Source organism: uncultured Gelidibacter sp. (assembly GCF_947500795.1).
GTDB lineage: Bacteria > Bacteroidota > Bacteroidia > Flavobacteriales > Flavobacteriaceae > Gelidibacter.
Genome location: NZ_CANMTE010000001.1, coordinates 137,594 through 153,343, shown reverse-complemented (window position 1 = coordinate 153,343; position 15,750 = coordinate 137,594). Strand labels below are relative to the sequence as shown.

Annotated in this window: 15 protein-coding genes and 1 pseudogene; 11 read left to right on the top strand and 5 right to left on the bottom strand. The window is 36.6% G+C overall.

Features of this window, described 5'->3' with window-relative positions; translation table 11 throughout:
- Window positions 1-2: 2 nt before the first annotated feature.
- Together nusB and Q0947_RS00690 are read right to left on the bottom strand one after the other, a co-directional pair.
- On the bottom strand, window positions 3-947 hold the full coding sequence (gene nusB, locus Q0947_RS00695; RefSeq protein ID WP_299390176.1) for a transcription antitermination factor NusB: 945 nt from the start codon (window positions 945-947) through the stop codon (window positions 3-5).
- Between the two features lie 108 nt (window positions 948-1,055).
- Window positions 1,056-2,156, bottom strand: a complete 1,101-nt coding sequence (locus Q0947_RS00690) for a Glu/Leu/Phe/Val dehydrogenase (protein ID WP_299390173.1) — start codon at window positions 2,154-2,156, stop codon at window positions 1,056-1,058.
- A 133-nt stretch (window positions 2,157-2,289) separates the two neighbouring features.
- On the opposite strand from Q0947_RS00690, the gene Q0947_RS00685 reads away from it, so the two are divergent.
- From Q0947_RS00685 to Q0947_RS00675, 3 genes are all read left to right on the top strand, one after another.
- Window positions 2,290-4,044, top strand: coding sequence for an ABC transporter ATP-binding protein (locus Q0947_RS00685; RefSeq protein WP_299390170.1), 1,755 nt, complete (start codon window positions 2,290-2,292; stop codon window positions 4,042-4,044).
- Between the two features lie 243 nt (window positions 4,045-4,287).
- A complete protein-coding gene (locus tag Q0947_RS00680) occupies window positions 4,288-4,677 on the top strand; it encodes a PUR family DNA/RNA-binding protein (protein ID WP_299390167.1) in 390 nt (129 codons plus the stop codon).
- A gap of 99 nt (window positions 4,678-4,776) precedes the next feature.
- Complete coding sequence (locus tag Q0947_RS00675) at window positions 4,777-7,284, top strand: M14 family metallopeptidase (RefSeq protein WP_299390164.1); 2,508 nt, start codon at window positions 4,777-4,779, stop codon at window positions 7,282-7,284.
- Between the two features lie 122 nt (window positions 7,285-7,406).
- On the opposite strand, the gene Q0947_RS00670 is transcribed toward Q0947_RS00675, so the two are convergent.
- Complete coding sequence (locus tag Q0947_RS00670; RefSeq protein WP_299390161.1) at window positions 7,407-7,742, bottom strand: tRNA-binding protein; 336 nt, start codon at window positions 7,740-7,742, stop codon at window positions 7,407-7,409.
- 42 nt (window positions 7,743-7,784) lie between these two features.
- Between Q0947_RS00670 and Q0947_RS00665 the strand changes: the two genes are divergently transcribed.
- The 3 genes from Q0947_RS00665 (at window position 7,785) to Q0947_RS00655 (ending at window position 10,552) form a co-directional block, all read left to right on the top strand.
- Window positions 7,785-8,354 carry a thioredoxin family protein gene (locus Q0947_RS00665; RefSeq protein ID WP_299390158.1) on the top strand — a complete coding sequence of 190 codons (570 nt, stop codon included), beginning with the start codon at window positions 7,785-7,787 and terminating at the stop codon, window positions 8,352-8,354.
- A 70-nt stretch (window positions 8,355-8,424) separates the two neighbouring features.
- Entirely contained in the window at window positions 8,425-9,696 is a 1,272-nt protein-coding gene (locus Q0947_RS00660; protein ID WP_299390155.1) for a hypothetical protein, read from the top strand.
- A gap of 235 nt (window positions 9,697-9,931) precedes the next feature.
- Window positions 9,932-10,552, top strand: a complete 621-nt coding sequence (locus Q0947_RS00655) for a hypothetical protein (protein ID WP_299390152.1) — start codon at window positions 9,932-9,934, stop codon at window positions 10,550-10,552.
- Here Q0947_RS00655 and Q0947_RS00650 read toward each other — a convergent pair.
- Window positions 10,539-12,062 carry a GH3 auxin-responsive promoter family protein gene (locus Q0947_RS00650; RefSeq protein ID WP_299390149.1) on the bottom strand — a complete coding sequence of 508 codons (1,524 nt, stop codon included), beginning with the start codon at window positions 12,060-12,062 and terminating at the stop codon, window positions 10,539-10,541. The two genes, Q0947_RS00655 and Q0947_RS00650, sit on opposite strands and share 14 nt — an antisense overlap.
- 27 nt (window positions 12,063-12,089) lie before the next feature.
- Window positions 12,090-12,251, bottom strand: a complete 162-nt coding sequence (locus Q0947_RS00645; protein WP_299392721.1) for a four-helix bundle copper-binding protein — start codon at window positions 12,249-12,251, stop codon at window positions 12,090-12,092.
- Window positions 12,252-12,550: 299 nt separating this feature from the next.
- On the opposite strand from Q0947_RS00645, the pseudogene Q0947_RS00640 reads away from it, so the two are divergent.
- The 5 genes and pseudogenes from Q0947_RS00640 to Q0947_RS00620 form a co-directional block, all read left to right on the top strand.
- Window positions 12,551-13,430: pseudogene (locus Q0947_RS00640) on the top strand (endonuclease/exonuclease/phosphatase family protein); the annotation flags it as partial.
- The gene (locus Q0947_RS00635; protein ID WP_299390144.1) at window positions 13,431-13,637 is read left to right on the top strand and encodes a hypothetical protein; all 207 of its coding nucleotides are present in this window, start codon (window positions 13,431-13,433) and stop codon (window positions 13,635-13,637) included.
- Window positions 13,638-13,763: 126 nt separating this feature from the next.
- On the top strand, window positions 13,764-14,432 hold the full coding sequence (locus Q0947_RS00630) for a lysoplasmalogenase (RefSeq protein WP_299390141.1): 669 nt from the start codon (window positions 13,764-13,766) through the stop codon (window positions 14,430-14,432).
- 169 nt (window positions 14,433-14,601) lie between these two features.
- Window positions 14,602-15,096, top strand: coding sequence for a sigma-70 family RNA polymerase sigma factor (locus Q0947_RS00625; protein WP_299390138.1), 495 nt, complete (start codon window positions 14,602-14,604; stop codon window positions 15,094-15,096).
- Window positions 15,097-15,100: 4 nt separating this feature from the next.
- Window positions 15,101-15,748, top strand: a complete 648-nt coding sequence (locus tag Q0947_RS00620) for a hypothetical protein (RefSeq protein ID WP_299390135.1) — start codon at window positions 15,101-15,103, stop codon at window positions 15,746-15,748.
- Window positions 15,749-15,750 lie beyond the last annotated feature (2 nt).

The window sequence follows — 15,750 nt, the reverse complement described above, 5'->3', positions numbered from 1 at the left end:
TATTACATCAACCCTCGTCCTATTTTATTTAACTCGCCTTTTTCAGTGTATTCCTTAACAATTTTATCTAAAATACCATTGATGAAGAAACTACTTTTAGGCGTCGAATATTCTTTTGCAATATCAATATATTCATTGATGGTTACCTTTACAGGGATGGATGGGAATTTTTGAAATTCACAAATTGCCATTTGAAGTAAAACCGCATCTAAACTAGCAATACGATCAGCATCCCAGTTTTTGGTTTTAGCCGCAATTTCTTCGTTAAACTTCGATTTATTAAGAACCGTTTTCTTAAACAACGTCGTAGCAAACTCCTTATCTTCCGTGTCTTTAAAAAGCTTTGGTGTAAAGTAGATGGCACTGTTCTCTTTCTTTACTTTGCTCAGCAGTTTCAGAATTCCCGTATTTACAACCGGTAAATCGTCTAACCAAGTCAATCTCTTATCCTCAATATAATCGTAAAGCTTCTCATTAGGCGCAATGATTTCACTAAACACATCCGCTATAAAGTTCCTATCTTCTTTAAAGGTAGAAACAGTGGTAGCCATATAATCTTTATACAACTCACTTTCCACGATACTTTTAAAGATAATATCGACATACTCAAAATCGAGATACCAATAATCTACTTTTCGTTTTTCAATCTCAATTTGAAGCGATCTGTCTTCTCTTAAGAGTTGTAAAACTTCGTTATTAATAAATTTTGTGTTGGGATTTTTGTCTTCTTTGGTTGCTAAAATTTTACGTTGGGATTTCTCCTGATGATCCTCTGCGCGTTTTTGCACTTCAATTAAAAGCGACAACATTAAGAGGTGTAAATCATACATGTGATCAAGACTTTGAAGCAAGAATCGCTCATCTTTGTGGAAATCATCACTTTCTCCACCTTTAAACGCATAAAGGGTTTGCATCACTTTAATACGAATATGTCTTCTATTTAGCATTTGTAAGAACTTATTAAATTAAAAAGGGCGAAAAGTCTATTTGACTTTTCGCCCTGCAAAAATAGTATTAATTTATAACTTCAAAACAAATTTCTAAGATATATTACCTTATTTTGAATCTTCGCTTTTTCGTTTTGCAATACGCTCTTTAGCAATATTTACCGCTGCCACATTAGTTGTAACACCATTTGTTGCCGCACGCTCTAAGATCTCTAAAGTTGTATTGTATATATTTTCCGTTCTACGGATTATCTCTTGTTTACCATAGTTTTCAAGTTCAGCATAGACATTAATGATGCCTCCGGCGTTGATCAGAAAATCCGGAGCATATACAATTCCTTTTTCTTGCAACATTACTCCATGTCTATCTTCAGCTAATTGGTTGTTAGCCGCACCTGCAATAACTTTCGCTTTAATTTTATTGATTGTGTCATCATTTATGGTAGCTCCAAGTGCACAAGGCGCATAAATATCCATAGGTTCACTATAAAAATCATTACCTGTATATATAGTGACACCATATTTACTTTTCACATTTTCCATGCGTTCTTGGCTAATATCTGTAATGGTCACTTTTGCACCTTCATTTACCAAGTGTTCCACTAAAGCTTCGCCAACATTACCAATACCTTGTACAAATACTGATTTATCTTCTAAAACATCGGAGCCAAATTTATATTTAGCGGCAGCTTTCATTCCCATAAAAACACCATACGCTGTAATTGGAGATGGATTGCCTGCGCCACCTTTACTTTCGGAAATTCCAGTAACATAAGGCGTCACTTCTCTTACCGTATCCATATCTTCAGTGGTCATCCCAACATCTTCAGCCGTAATATATTTACCGCTTAAGGAGTGTACAAACTCACCGAATTTACGCATCAATTCAGGTGTTTTTTGGGTTTTAGCATCCCCAATAATAACGGCTTTTCCACCCCCCAAATTCAAGCCAGTAATAGCTGATTTAAAAGTCATCCCTCTAGAGAGCCTCAATACATCATTTAATGCTTCCCATTCATTAGCATAATTCCACATTCTAGTACCACCAAGAGCTGGTCCTAAAACCGTATTATGAATACCTATTATTGCTTTTAAACCAGTATCTTTGTCGTTGCAAAAAACAATTTGTTCGTGATCATCAAAAGAAAGTTGTCCAAAGACAGGATCTGCCTTTGCAAGTTCCTTAGTACTTATAACTTTTGAATTCATATATTTTAAATTTATTCAGGGGTTTTTAGATTATCTAAAAACTAAGCTCAAAAATAAATCAATAATAGAGTTATAGCAAGGATATAGCCCCTAAATTATCATATTATCAATACAAAACGGTCTGCTATTACATATGAAAGAGTTACAACACGTCAATAAATACTTTTATAAGTACCGCTATAAGTTGCTTGCAGGTATTTTAATTACGATTGTTGCACGAATTTTCCTTCTATTTACACCGGAATTGGTGGGAAATTCTGTAGATGTTATTGACAATTATAGAAAAGGTATCACCACAGATATTGGTGTCGTTAAAACGGAATTACTCATTAATATTCTTTATATCGTTGGCGCTGCCGTCATTGGGGGCGTTTTCACTTTTTTGATGCGTCAGACCATTATATATGTGTCTCGCGAGATTGAATACGATTTAAAAAACGAAGTGTATCAGCAATACCAAAGGTTATCCTTAGATTTTTATAAATCTAACCGCACCGGAGATTTGATGAGCCGAATTAGTGAAGATGTTGGAAAAGTGAGGGAATATGCGGGCCCTGCTTTAATGTACAGCATCAATACTGCAACGCTTTTTATCATTGCGCTGATATTAATGTTCAATTCTGCGCCTACATTAACATTGTATACCATCATCCCATTACCTATTCTCTCCTATTTTATTTATATTTTAAGTAAATCGATCCATAAGCGCAGTACAATTGTTCAGCAATGGCTTTCCAAACTTTCTACGTTTAGTCAAGAGACATTCAGCGGTATTAGCGTTATCAAATCATACGGTTTAGAAGGTGGTACCAATGCTGATTTTGACAGATTATCTGCGGAAAGCAGACAAAAAAATATTGCCTTGGTTAAAATTCAAGCGTTATTTTTCCCTTTGATGATTTTTTTAATCGGGCTTAGTAACATTATCGTTATTTACATTGGAGGCAAACAATATATTGATGGCGAAATTGAAAGTTTAGGCGTCATTGCTAAATTCATAATCTATGTCAACCTTTTAACTTGGCCCGTAGCCACTGTTGGCTGGGTGACCTCTGTGGTACAACAAGCCGAAGCTTCCCAAAAGCGTATCAATGAGTTCTTAAAACAGGAACCAACCATAAAAAACACCAATCCTAATCCTTCTCATATTGAGGGTGAAATTGAATTCAAAAACGTTTCTTTCACATATCCAGACACCAATATCCAAGCGCTTAACAACGTCAGTTTTAAACTTGACAAAGGGGAAACGATGGCTATAATTGGCAAAACAGGTTCTGGAAAATCGACAATTTTAGATCTTATTGGGCGACTTTACGACGTCACTTCAGGAGAAATTAAAATTGACAACACTCCAATTGCCGATCTTAATTTAACATGTTTAAGGGACAATATGGGTTACGTGCCACAGGAAGCGTTCCTGTTCTCCGATAGTATTAGAAACAACATCATGTTTGGAAAAGAAGATGCCACTGAAGAAGAAGTCATAAACGCTGCCAAAAACGCTGATGTCCATAAAAACATTAAAGGTTTTGCTAAAGGTTATGATACTGTTTTGGGCGAACGTGGGATTACACTTTCTGGCGGACAAAAGCAGCGTATCTCTATTGCGAGAGCCATTATAAAGGCTCCACAGATTCTGTTGTTTGACGATTGTTTATCTGCCGTAGATACTGAAACAGAAGAGAAAATCCTGAATAACCTGAGAACGATCACTAAGGACAAAACCACTATTATCGTGAGTCATAGAGTTTCTTCAGCTAAAAGTGCGGACAAAATTATTGTGTTGGAAGACGGGAAGATTATTCAAACCGGTTCACATGATTCGCTCATTGATGTTGATGGTTATTACAAAGAACTTTACATCAAACAGCTTACTGAAAATCATTAAGAAGTATAAAGAATACCAATTATTTTTTTTCGGATAAACCTATCAAGCAAACCTCTATTGTTTGTGTTATGTCAGCTATAGCTAAGGCGGATAGAATGCCTTCTACCCTTGCTCCAAAATCATTTAAAGCATTGTAACACATTTCTGAAAACTAACTGAAAAGAAATAACAGAAATTGTTGGTTACTATTCTTTTTTTTTAGATTTTTGGTACGTAAACTGTTACTAATAAAAATAAAAATCTATGAGTGATCACGGAATGATGGAGAAAGAGGAAATATTCTCTAAAGTATTGCGCGCAGGAAGAAGAACCTATTTTTTTGACGTTAGAGCCACTAAAGCTGGAGATTATTACCTTACTATTACAGAGAGTAAAAAATTCACCAATGACGACGGTTCTTTTCACTACAAAAAACATAAAATTTATCTTTACAAAGAGGATTTTAGCGAATTCAATGAGATTTTAAAAGAAATGACAGATTATGTCATTAATGAAAAAGGTGATGAAGTAATCAGCGAGCGCCATCAAAAAGATTTCAAAAAGGATGAATTTGATTCTGAAGAAGTTGATTTAATTTCAGAGCCACTTAAATCTACAGAGAAATTTACAGATATCAATTTTGAGGATATCTAATCTGAAAGCACATAAAACACCATTAAAACCGCTACATTATGAGCGGTTTTTTTTATATTTAAATTTCAACTAACCAAACACTTTTTATAATATCTACTTATGAAATTTCTGTACACGCTCCTCTTTTTATGGTCTTGTTTCATATTTGGCCAAAAGCAAACTGACTTATCGTATTATTTACCGCAAAACACAAGTTATAACCAAACCATCCCGACACCTCAATCGGTTATTGGACAAGAGGTTGGCGAATGGCATGTTACGCATGACAAACTTGTAGAATACATGAAAGCGTTAGCGGCAAGTTCCGATAGAATCACACTCGAAAATAGAGGTACTACCTTTGAAGGCCGACCGCTCATTTTATTGACCATTACGTCCCCAAAAAACCATCAAAACATTGATGCCATCCGTGAGCAACATATTGCTGCTACAGAGGATAATGCTTCTGTAAACGTTAGCACCATGCCTGTTGTAGTCAATCAAGGGTTTTCAATTCACGGCAATGAACCAAGTGGTTCTAACGCAGCACTTTTGGCAGCTTATTATCTCGCTGCCGCAGAAAGTAGCGAGGTTAAAGAGATGTTAGATAACATGATTATTCTTTTTGATCCTTCATTCAATCCTGACGGATTGCAGCGATTCTCTTATTGGGCGAATTCCAACAGAAGCAAAAACTTAAATCCTGACCCTAATGATCGTGAGTTTTCTGAGGTTTGGCCTGGCGGTAGAACCAACCATTATTGGTTTGACATGAATAGAGATTGGTTGCCCGTACAACTTCCGGAATCTAAAGTCAGATTAGAAACATTCCATAAATGGCTACCAAATATCTTAACTGACCATCATGAAATGGGTACCAACTCCACTTTCTTTTTTCAACCAGGAATCCCTAGCAGAACACATCCGTTAACACCAACATTAAATCAAGAACTGACCAAGCGTATTGGAGATTTCCATGCGAAAGCACTGGACAAAATTGGGTCTTTCTATTATACAGAGGAAAGTTTTGATGATTTCTTTTACGGGAAAGGATCAACGTTTCCAGATATTAATGGCGGCATCGGTATTCTTTTTGAACAAGCAAGTTCTAGAGGCCATGTTCAGGAAAGTGACAACGGATTGATAACATTTCCATTTACCATTCGCAATCAGTTTACCGCGGCACTTTCTACTTTGGAAGCAGCAAAAATCATGCGCGAAGACATTTTAAAATACCAACATGATTTCTTCAAAAATGCACGTGCTGAAGCCAAGAAAGAATCTGCTAAAACCATAGTTTTTGGCGATGAAAAAGATGCTGCGAAAACTTTTGAGTTAGCAGAAATCTTAAGAAGACATCAAATCAAATTGTACGAACTTAAGGATGATACTACTATTGACGGTAAAAAATTCAAAAAAGGCTATAGTTATGTCATTCCTAAAAATCAAAAAAACACGCGCTTGATTAATGCCATGTTTGAAAAACGCATCACTTTTCAAGACAGTTTGTTTTACGACATTTCCGCTTGGACTTTACCATTGGCATTCAATTTAGATTATGCTGAAGGCATTTCAACCTCGTATATGGGCGCGCAAGTGACCGATTTAAAAATGAAAGTTGGCCAAGTTTCAGCAAAGAGCAATTATGCTTATTTAATGGAATGGCATGAGTATTACACGCCAAAAGTCCTTAATCAAATTCTAAAAAACGATTTACGCGCCAAAGTCGCCATGAAGCAATTTACCGCTAACGGTAAAGCGTACGATTATGGCACAATTATGATTCCTGTTCAAAATCAATCGAAAAACAGCGATGAATTGTACACCTTTTTAAATGACTTGGCAAAAGAAGGACATGTGCAATTAGATGCCGTTTCTACTGGATTGACCCAAGGAATTGATTTGGGCAGCAATCAATTCAGATCGCTTTCTCAACCAAAAGTAGCATTAATTGTAGGCCGTGGTGTATCACCTTATGACGCTGGAGAAATATGGCATTTGCTCGATCAACGTTATGACATGACCTTAACAAAATTGGATACTGATAATTTAGAGCGCGCTGATTTAAGCCGTTACAACACCATCATCCTACCAAGCGCCAATCTCAGCAAAAGTGCTGCCGAAAAATTAACCGCGTGGGTTGAAAATGGTGGGACGCTCATTGGATTTGAAAATGCTGTAAAATGGTTCGATACCAATAAACTTATGAAGCTAGATTTTAAAAAATCCGAACGCATTGCTAAGAATGTAACTTTTGAAGACCGCAGCGACTATAATGGCGCTCAAGTAATTGGCGGTGCCATTTTTGAAGCAAAATTAGACCGCTCCCACCCTATTAATTTTGGATACAAAAATGACAAACTACCGATGTTTAGAGGCACCACTATATTTATTAATCCCGACAAACAGAGTTATAACAACCCAATTCAGTACACTAAAAACCCATTGCTGAGCGGTTATGTATCCAAACCAAATTTGGATAGTTTGGCGTTGAGCGTGCCTTACCAAATGCAACGTTTAAAACGAGGCAAAGTAGTTGCATTTACGGATAACACTAACTTTAGAGCATTCTGGTTTGGAACAAATAAATTAATGATGAACGCTATCTTTTTTAGGGAAGAGCTTTAATCCAAATCCATTTCATCACATGAAACAACCCAAAGCTTTGTAGCAAACTGCAAAACTTTGGGTTGTTCATTTTTTATCCCTTAAGTAATCGATGGCATAAAATAATTCGCCAACAATACACTTTATACTACTACCGACCCATTTTTAACGGGCTTTTCTGGATGTAACAAAAAAACATCCCGTTCTTTTACCGCGCCAACCACTAGGCATTCGCTCATAAATTTCCCAATCTGCTTTTTTGGAAAATTGACCACCGCAACAATCTGCCTATGCAACAAATCTTCCTTAGCGTAAAGCGTTGTAATTTGGGCTGAAGATTTCTTGATGCCGAGGGCTCCGAAGTCAATTATTAACTGATATGCGGGATTTCGTGCCTCAGGAAAGTTTTTGACCTCAATTATCGTTCCTACACGCAAATCGACTTTGGTGAACTCCTCAAAAGTTATTATCTTTTCCATACTTTATATTCTTAATAATTTACAAGATAAAAAAATAAACTTATGGCCGACACTCCGTCAAATATGTTACCCCTGGGCACGAAAGCTCCTAATTTTGAACTACTGGATATCGTGAGCGATGAAATGCTTACGCTGGACATGTGCAAAGGCGTAAAAGGAACAGTCATTATGTTTATTTGTAACCACTGCCCTTTTGTAAAACATGTAAATGCCAAACTTACCCAGCTCGCCAAGGCATATAAATCTAAGGGTATTGAATTTGTAGCAATTTCCAGTAATGACGTGGAAAATTACCCGCAAGACGCGCCTAAGTTTATGAAACAAACAGCAATTGAAGAAGGTTATATTTTTCCATACCTATATGATCAAACCCAAAGTGTAGCAAAAGCGTATGATGCTGCATGTACCCCGGATTTTTATCTCTTTGATTCGAAATTAGAATTATTTTATAGAGGGCAATTAGATAGTTCACGTCCAGGAAATAGTATTCCTGTTACCGGAGAAGATATGGCTAATGCAATCAATTTACTTTTAAACAATCAATCGCCACCACAAAACCAAAAGCCAAGTATTGGATGTAATATCAAATGGCGCAAAGAAAATAAAAACTAAGTAAAAACATATTTTTAATGTTGGACATAGCATTGTTATACCAACTTAGAAATAGTCAAAAGCTCACTTCATGAAAAAAATCATTATAATTTTAGGCGCGATACTCGTCCTTTTTATCATCCTAATTTATTGGTCATTAAATAGCACTCCTGAGGATTACAAAACCTCAACTATTGTCGGACCAAAAAACATAGAACATATTAATTTTAAAGAACATGATTCACTAACTATTGCTGCCAGTACGCTGTATGAGGCAAACGACTTAAAAAAGATAATGCAAGGCGAGCATTACCGTGAGGCATGGTCTACGCCTATTAAAGTGAAAATCGCGTTTTTGGATACGTTATTAGGCGGATTGACTGTTGTAAAAGAAGGCGGCGGCAATCAAACCAAATCTTTAAAACTTGAAGATAGTATTGGAAATAAATACACTCTAAGAAGCATCAATAAAACCCCAGCACCGCTAGTGCCTGAATTTGCTAAAACCCTGGGGCTAGAAAATATTATTGTAGATGGCATTTCAGCACAACATCCTTATGCCGCTACCGTTGTGGCAATTTTAGCTGATGCCGCTCAAATTCAACATACAAATCCCAAAATATATTTCATTCCGAAACAAGCATCTTTAAAGGAGTTTAATGAAAACTACGGCAACAAGGTCTTTGTTTTTGAACATGAAACGGAAAGCGGGACCAATTGGACAAGCGTTGACAATGTTAGCAAAATTATAGAAACAGACGACTTACAAGAACTAAAATTAGAACGGGGTGATGCCCTAAAGCTAGACGAACACGCACTTGTAAGAGCGCGCTTATTCGATTTGGTTATTGGAGATTGGGACCGACATGCTAAACAATGGGGCTGGATTATAAAGGAAAATGGAGACAGTCAAATTGCAATTCCGCTACCGGCTGATAGGGACAACGCATTTTTTAATATTAGTGGCGTTATTCCTACTATTATCGCCAATAAAAACGTAACTCCGGAAATGCGCCCGTTTCAATCGGACATCGATTACATGCCTGGACTGATCCATGATTTTGATGTTTATTTTTTGAAAAGCACTCCAGAATCTGTATTTATAGAAGAAGCACAGAAACTCCAACAGCTTTTAACGGATACTGTAATTGAAAAAGCACTACGCCAGTGGCCACCTCAAATTTATGATTTGGACGGCAAAACTATCGAGGCAAAACTTAAAAGTAGAAGAAATGAATTGCTCAACTATGCCATGGCCTTTAAGCGGATATTAAACGAAAAGGAATACCCAACGACACCTTTAAAAGGCTCAGATGATGTACAATTTAACGGGCATTATTTGAAGTGTTTTGAATGCTATTAAGCCCAGAAATTCTTAGGCATAAAAAAACGGTCAAGTAACCGTCTTTTTCAAAGTGGGGGCAAAAAAAAGATCAGAGAAAACCTATTTCTAAGGCTTCCGTATTCAAAAATATTTTAATTCAGCCCAAGGGTTTGCCTCAATCGACATATAATTTAACCGAATGCATTTTTTAGTTAATTTAAATTAAAACCTGGATTTTTTCTTTAAAATAAATGTATTTTCAAGTTTCTACGCTATGAAACATATTCTATATTTATTTTTAATCCTCACTACGTCAATGAACGCACAACATATCATACCCAATTCCATCTCTAAGGAAATCAATAAAGCTCTTGAGTTTTATCCAGAATTAAACGAGACGGCTATTGAATTTAGATTCAAACCTCATATTAAGAAATCGACCATGCAGGCCAGACCTACGTTTGGCAGTTTTTTTAAAAGTCGTAAAAACAGAACTTATGTGGTGCTTATCAGCGAATCATTTAAAATTGCCGACAAACAATTCTTAACTACGCATATTCCATCAGATATTTTAGTAGGTTGGATTGGCCATGAATTGGGACACATCATGGATTATAGAGATAGAAGTAAACTCAATCTCATTTGGTTTGGAATTAGATATTTATTATCAGACCACCATATAGTTGAGGCTGAACGCGCTGCCGACACGTATGCCGTACAGCATAACATGGAAGAGTACATCCTTAAAACGAAAGATTTCATTTTAAATAACGCAGACATTCACGAAGCTTATAAACTTCGGATAAAAAAATATTATTTATCTCCTGAAGAAATTATGGACATGATTGAACATAGGAATGCCGAAACTAAGGAGAGTGAATCTATTGTTCAGTAACAAAGTCCTCCCACTCTTTAAATTTATCTTCGTTCATTACGCGTTCCATTTTAACCTGTCCCCCTTTTTTCTTGTTGGCACCACTCCATTCATGGAAAACTGTGGGCTGAACTGCCTTAACCCTAACACCTTTTAAGGCTTTACTTCGAGCAACTTTGTAATTTTTATTCGCTTCCTTTAAGAATTCATCTATACTATTGGCAACCTCCTCTTCATTGAGAAGATCTTCCGAACCAATATACCAGCAATGGTAAAACTCGCCATCTTCACAACGTTTGGCGCAAATCGTATATTCTGGAATTTTTGTTGAAAAGGCTTCCTCCAAATGCTTCATGGCATCGTCCATTTTATTGACAGAAAGCTGAGATCCGACGGTATTCAGGAAAAATTTGGTGCGTCCTGTAATTTTAATTTCAGCGCGTTCCACATCTGTAAAAGCAATCGTATCGCCAATTTCATAGCGCCAAGCACCACTAACGGTACTCATAATTAACACATAATCCTGATCAGTTGTTACGTTCTCCAAAGTCACTGACGGCGCATCTTTAACCAAAGATCCATCCTCATTGATATATTCTGGCTTAAAAGGGACAAATTCGAAATAAACCCCTTCATCAGTAGCCAATTTCATAGCATTAGTTTCTGGTCTCGATTGAAATGCCACAAATCCTTCTGAAGCCAAATACGTATCGATAACCGTTATGGGATGCCCTAATAAGGCATTAAAACTTTTTTCATAAGGCCCAAAGGCAACTCCACCTGACGTATACACTTGAAGATTTGGCCAAATTTCATGAATGTTGTTCAAGTTATGATGGCTGATGACTTTTTGAAGCATGAGTTCAATCCACGATGGGATTCCACTTAAGGCACCAATGTCCCAATTTTCTGCATTTTCGGCAATCCGCTGTACGCGCGCATCCCAATCGTCAATTTTTGCAATCTCTTCTCCTGGTTTGTAATACGATCTGAACCAAAACGGGATATTACTAGCACTAATTCCACTAATTTCTCCTTCCAAATGGTCATTGTGTTCCTTAAGCTCCGTAGAACTCCCTAGCATCATGATCTCCTTTTCGAAAAAATCTGCAGGTAGATCAAAATTACTCAAGGCAAAAACTTGCTGGATACCTGTTTGTTTGATGGCATCTATCATATCATCCGTTACAGGTATACGTTTACTCGATTTTCCGGTAGTTCCTGAACTCAAAGCAAAATATTTTGGATGCCCAGGCCAGGTCACATCCTCCTCCCCATCCTGTAAGCGATACCACCATTCTTCGTGAATCTTATTGTAATCAAAATAAGGCACTGTGTTGGCAAAAGTTTCCGCAGGATTTTCTGAATTTAAAATCGATTCAAAGTCATAATGCTTTCCAAAGGCCGTGTCTTTAGCTTTTGATAACAGTTTTTTTAAAACTTCCTGTTGTTCCTTTACAGGGTTGTGTTCCGAAGAAAAAGATTCTTTGACATCAATGAATCCCTTAATGATATTTCCGAGTATTGCCATAGATTAAAGATAAAGATTAAGAAGAATTTAAGCCGCTAGTTTTCTACATTCTTCAGCGCATGCTCTGCAAGATTCAGCACATTTTTGACAATGCGCATGATCGTGTTGACTGCATTGCTCGGCACACCAGTCGCAAATTTCAGCACACAACTCACAGTATTCAGCCACAAAATTACTGTTTGCGGACATCATTTTTATACACACCAAGCAGGCATCTATACATTCCACACAACATTTTGGACAGTCGTTCATACTCTTTTTGCCAGCCATTTCAATGAGGCAATTTTGGCAATCTACCAAACACTTTTGGCAGGCTTCAATACAATTTTGATACACCGTTTTCATAATAAAAAGATTTTCTACACAATTTCTAAAAACTACAATAACAATTGTGTTTCAATTGCCAAAAGCTTTAACGCTAAAACATTTATCTTAAAATAGCATGTTTTTTACGTGACTTATTATTAATTTCAAGGCAAACAAAATATATGCTACTAAAAAAATTCTTGATCGGATTTGGAATTACTGCCATAGTTTTCACGTTAATCCCCTTAATACCTGCTGACTATTGGTGGATACGAATGTTCGATTTTCCTCACATCCAATTGACTTCCCTGACGTTTATCGCCATTTTGGTTTACTATATAAAATTCGATTTTAGAAACATTAAAGATTACGCCTTTATAACTTTGCTGATAGCGTGTTTTATTTTCCAATTTGCTAAAATCGTTCCCTTTACTCCTTTTTATAATAAAGAAGTCTTAGATGCTTCCACCGATAAGAATCAACCGAAAATAAAGCTACTCACGGCAAATGTGTTGCAGAAAAATGAGAAAGATGATGAGCTTAAAAACATCATCAAAGAGTTGGATGCAGATATTATGGTGTTCACAGAAGCGAACAACCGTTGGAGAGACGCTATAGTGAGAACACTTTCATCCGATTACAAGTACAAGGTAGAATTGCCCTTAGACAATACGTATGGCATTTTGATGTACTCCAAATTAGAGTTGGTCAATCCGGAGGTAAAATTCATGGTGACTGATTCCATCCCATCCATTCACACCAAGGTACGCTTACCACAAGGCGATCTTGCGCAGGTTTACGCCATACATCCAACACCACCAATGCCACAGGAAAACCCATTATCGACGGACAGAGATGCCGAACTCATGATGACATCAGAATTAGCGCGTAATTCAAGAATTCCAGTGATTGTAATTGGCGATTTTAATGATGTTGCCTGGTCTCCAACGACACTTTTATTCCAAGCCACAGGCGAATTGCTTGACAAGAGTGGGACGTGGTTTTTACAGCACGTTCGATGCAAACAAACACTTATTCCGCTGGCCTTTAGACCATATTTTCGTGTCTCCAGAATTTCGATTGGCTGATTTAATTGTTGGAAATTCCATCGATTCAGATCATTTCCCCTTGTATGTAGAATTGACCTATGAACCGGATCGCGCCAAAGAACAACTTCCCAAGCCAGTCACAAAGGAACAGCTCGAAAAGGCGAAAGAACAATTGGAGAAACTCAAGGAAAAGAACGCTTCGAATAATAATCCGTCGTAGTTGAGATATTAGAACTTTGGAATTTAATCCTTTATTTTATTGAAAAGCGGTCAATAGTCTATGACGAATCATTGTTGGGCATAAAGAATTCCGCCCTTTTAGTATCTTAGAACCAAATTCCAACCCATGCTCACCAAAACCGACAAACTATTTGCACTGATTTTTTCATTTCTACTCATTACCGAACTTATCTGCGGCAGCGTAGAAAACCTTTCCACATGGCATTACATCACTAAGCCATCCTTGCTTATAAGCTTGCTATTCTATTTTTATAGCCAAAGCAAAGGTCTAGGGTCAAAGACAAGAATTATGATGTTAGCCGCCCTTGCATTCTCATTATTGGGCGATATCCTATTAATGTTTGATGACCAATCAGCCATTTATTTCATGTTAGGATTAGTGGCGTTTTTGTTGGCGCACTTAGTTTACTGCTTCGTTTTTCTTAACTATAGAAATCCAAAAACAAATCCGTTAGGCATCATTTTAATTTTACTGGGTTACGCTTTAGGATTTTTCTACTTCCTAAAAGATGGATTAAACGACTTGTTAATTCCTGTTATAATTTACATGATGGTCATTTTGATGATGGTCATCACATCCTACTTAAGACATAAAAAAGTACCTGAAAAAAGTTTTATTTTAGTATTTTCGGGAGCGCTTTTATTTGCGATATCCGACAGTATTTTAGCGCTGAATAAATTTTACTCACCGATACAATTCTCTGCCATTTACATCATGCTGACGTACGGCTTAGCACAATATTTTATCGTCTTGGGAGTCTTAAAACAACGATAGCTTTTATCTATGATAGTAATTTAAATTGTTTAAAATCAGTTCTTTAACTATTAACAATTAAATCTTTAGTTTAAAAAAAAATCATCAGTAGTATTTTTTAAAAAATAAATCATAATCCTTGTAACAATTTGCATGATCGCTCTACTAACACTGTAACTAACTACCCGATTTGGACAAAGATTTAGAACATAATTTTGTCGCGTTGCTAGAGGAGCATCAGAACATTGTGCACAAAGTTTGTAGACTTTACACAAACCATAGAGAGGCGCACAATGACTTGTTTCAGGAGATCACTATTCAGCTATGGAAAGCGTACCCGAAGTTTCGAGGCGATGCAAAATTCAGCACGTGGATGTATCGTGTTGGTCTGAATACAGCCATCACTTTGTATAGAAAATCCAAGCGTACAATTAATACGTATGAGTTAGACACGTACCAATTCAAGCTTACTGCTGAAGATTATGACGACACTGAAGAACAACAGTTAAAATTGCTTTATGATGCCGTCAGGCAGCTGAATGACATCGAAAAAGCACTCGTTTTCCTTTATTTAGAAGATAAAGATTATAGAGAAATAAGCGAAACCTTAGGAATTAGTGAGGTTAATGCCAGAGTGAAAATGAACAGGATCAAAAACAAATTAAAGACAATACTTAATCCGTAATCTTATGGATGAATTAGAATTATTAAAAAAACATTGGAAGAGAGAAGATACCGAGTATCCTCATGTCTCTGCGAATGCCATATATAAAATGATCTTGAAACGATCATCATCTATCGTTAAATGGGTGCTTATCATCAGTTTATTGGAGTTTGGCCTTTGGACAAGCCTTGCGCTGATCTTTAAAGACTCAAAAGGCACACAGAATTTTGACAAACTAGATTCAGACTACCTCCTCATACCGTTAAGCGTAGCAGGCTACATCATCTTAGCTTATTTTTTCTATTTGTTTTACAGAAACTACAGACGTATTTCTGTGACGGACAGCGCGAAAGTGTTAATGGAGAATATTTTAAAGACCAGGAAAACAGTCAAAAATTACGTGATTTTCAACTTGATTTTTATGGTAGCTTCCTTTGCTTCGGTTTTATATATCGAATTGGATCAAGATCCAACCATGATCAGCAAAGCTCAAATTGCAGCAGCCAACGGCGATGTCTTTATGTTTTACGCCAAGATCATACTGATTGTTGCTGGTGTAATTGCTGTTTTTGCAGGAATCTTACTACTATTCTATTGGCTGATATACGGCCTGTTACTTAGAAAATTGAACAGAAACTATAAAGAATTGAAAAAATTAGAAATGCTAAACTAATT

Excerpts from the sequence above, each read along its gene's own strand:
- Q0947_RS00650 (WP_299390149.1), bottom strand. The coding sequence starts at position 12,062 with ATGGCAATACTCGGAAATATCATTAAGGGATTCATTGATGTCAAAGAA.
- Q0947_RS00685 (WP_299390170.1), top strand. The coding sequence starts at position 2,290 with ATGAAAGAGTTACAACACGTCAATAAATACTTTTATAAGTACCGCTAT.
- Q0947_RS00665 (WP_299390158.1), top strand. The coding sequence starts at position 7,785 with ATGGCCGACACTCCGTCAAATATGTTACCCCTGGGCACGAAAGCTCCT.
- Q0947_RS00655 (WP_299390152.1), top strand. The coding sequence starts at position 9,932 with ATGAAACATATTCTATATTTATTTTTAATCCTCACTACGTCAATGAAC.
- Q0947_RS00660 (WP_299390155.1), top strand. The coding sequence starts at position 8,425 with ATGAAAAAAATCATTATAATTTTAGGCGCGATACTCGTCCTTTTTATC.
- Q0947_RS00620 (WP_299390135.1), top strand. The coding sequence starts at position 15,101 with ATGGATGAATTAGAATTATTAAAAAAACATTGGAAGAGAGAAGATACC.
- Q0947_RS00670 (WP_299390161.1), bottom strand. The coding sequence starts at position 7,742 with ATGGAAAAGATAATAACTTTTGAGGAGTTCACCAAAGTCGATTTGCGT.
- Q0947_RS00645 (WP_299392721.1), bottom strand. The coding sequence starts at position 12,251 with ATGTCCGCAAACAGTAATTTTGTGGCTGAATACTGTGAGTTGTGTGCT.
- Q0947_RS00675 (WP_299390164.1), top strand. The coding sequence starts at position 4,777 with ATGAAATTTCTGTACACGCTCCTCTTTTTATGGTCTTGTTTCATATTT.
- Q0947_RS00680 (WP_299390167.1), top strand. The coding sequence starts at position 4,288 with ATGAGTGATCACGGAATGATGGAGAAAGAGGAAATATTCTCTAAAGTA.
- nusB (WP_299390176.1), bottom strand. The coding sequence starts at position 947 with ATGCTAAATAGAAGACATATTCGTATTAAAGTGATGCAAACCCTTTAT.
- Q0947_RS00630 (WP_299390141.1), top strand. The coding sequence starts at position 13,764 with ATGCTCACCAAAACCGACAAACTATTTGCACTGATTTTTTCATTTCTA.
- Q0947_RS00690 (WP_299390173.1), bottom strand. The coding sequence starts at position 2,156 with ATGAATTCAAAAGTTATAAGTACTAAGGAACTTGCAAAGGCAGATCCT.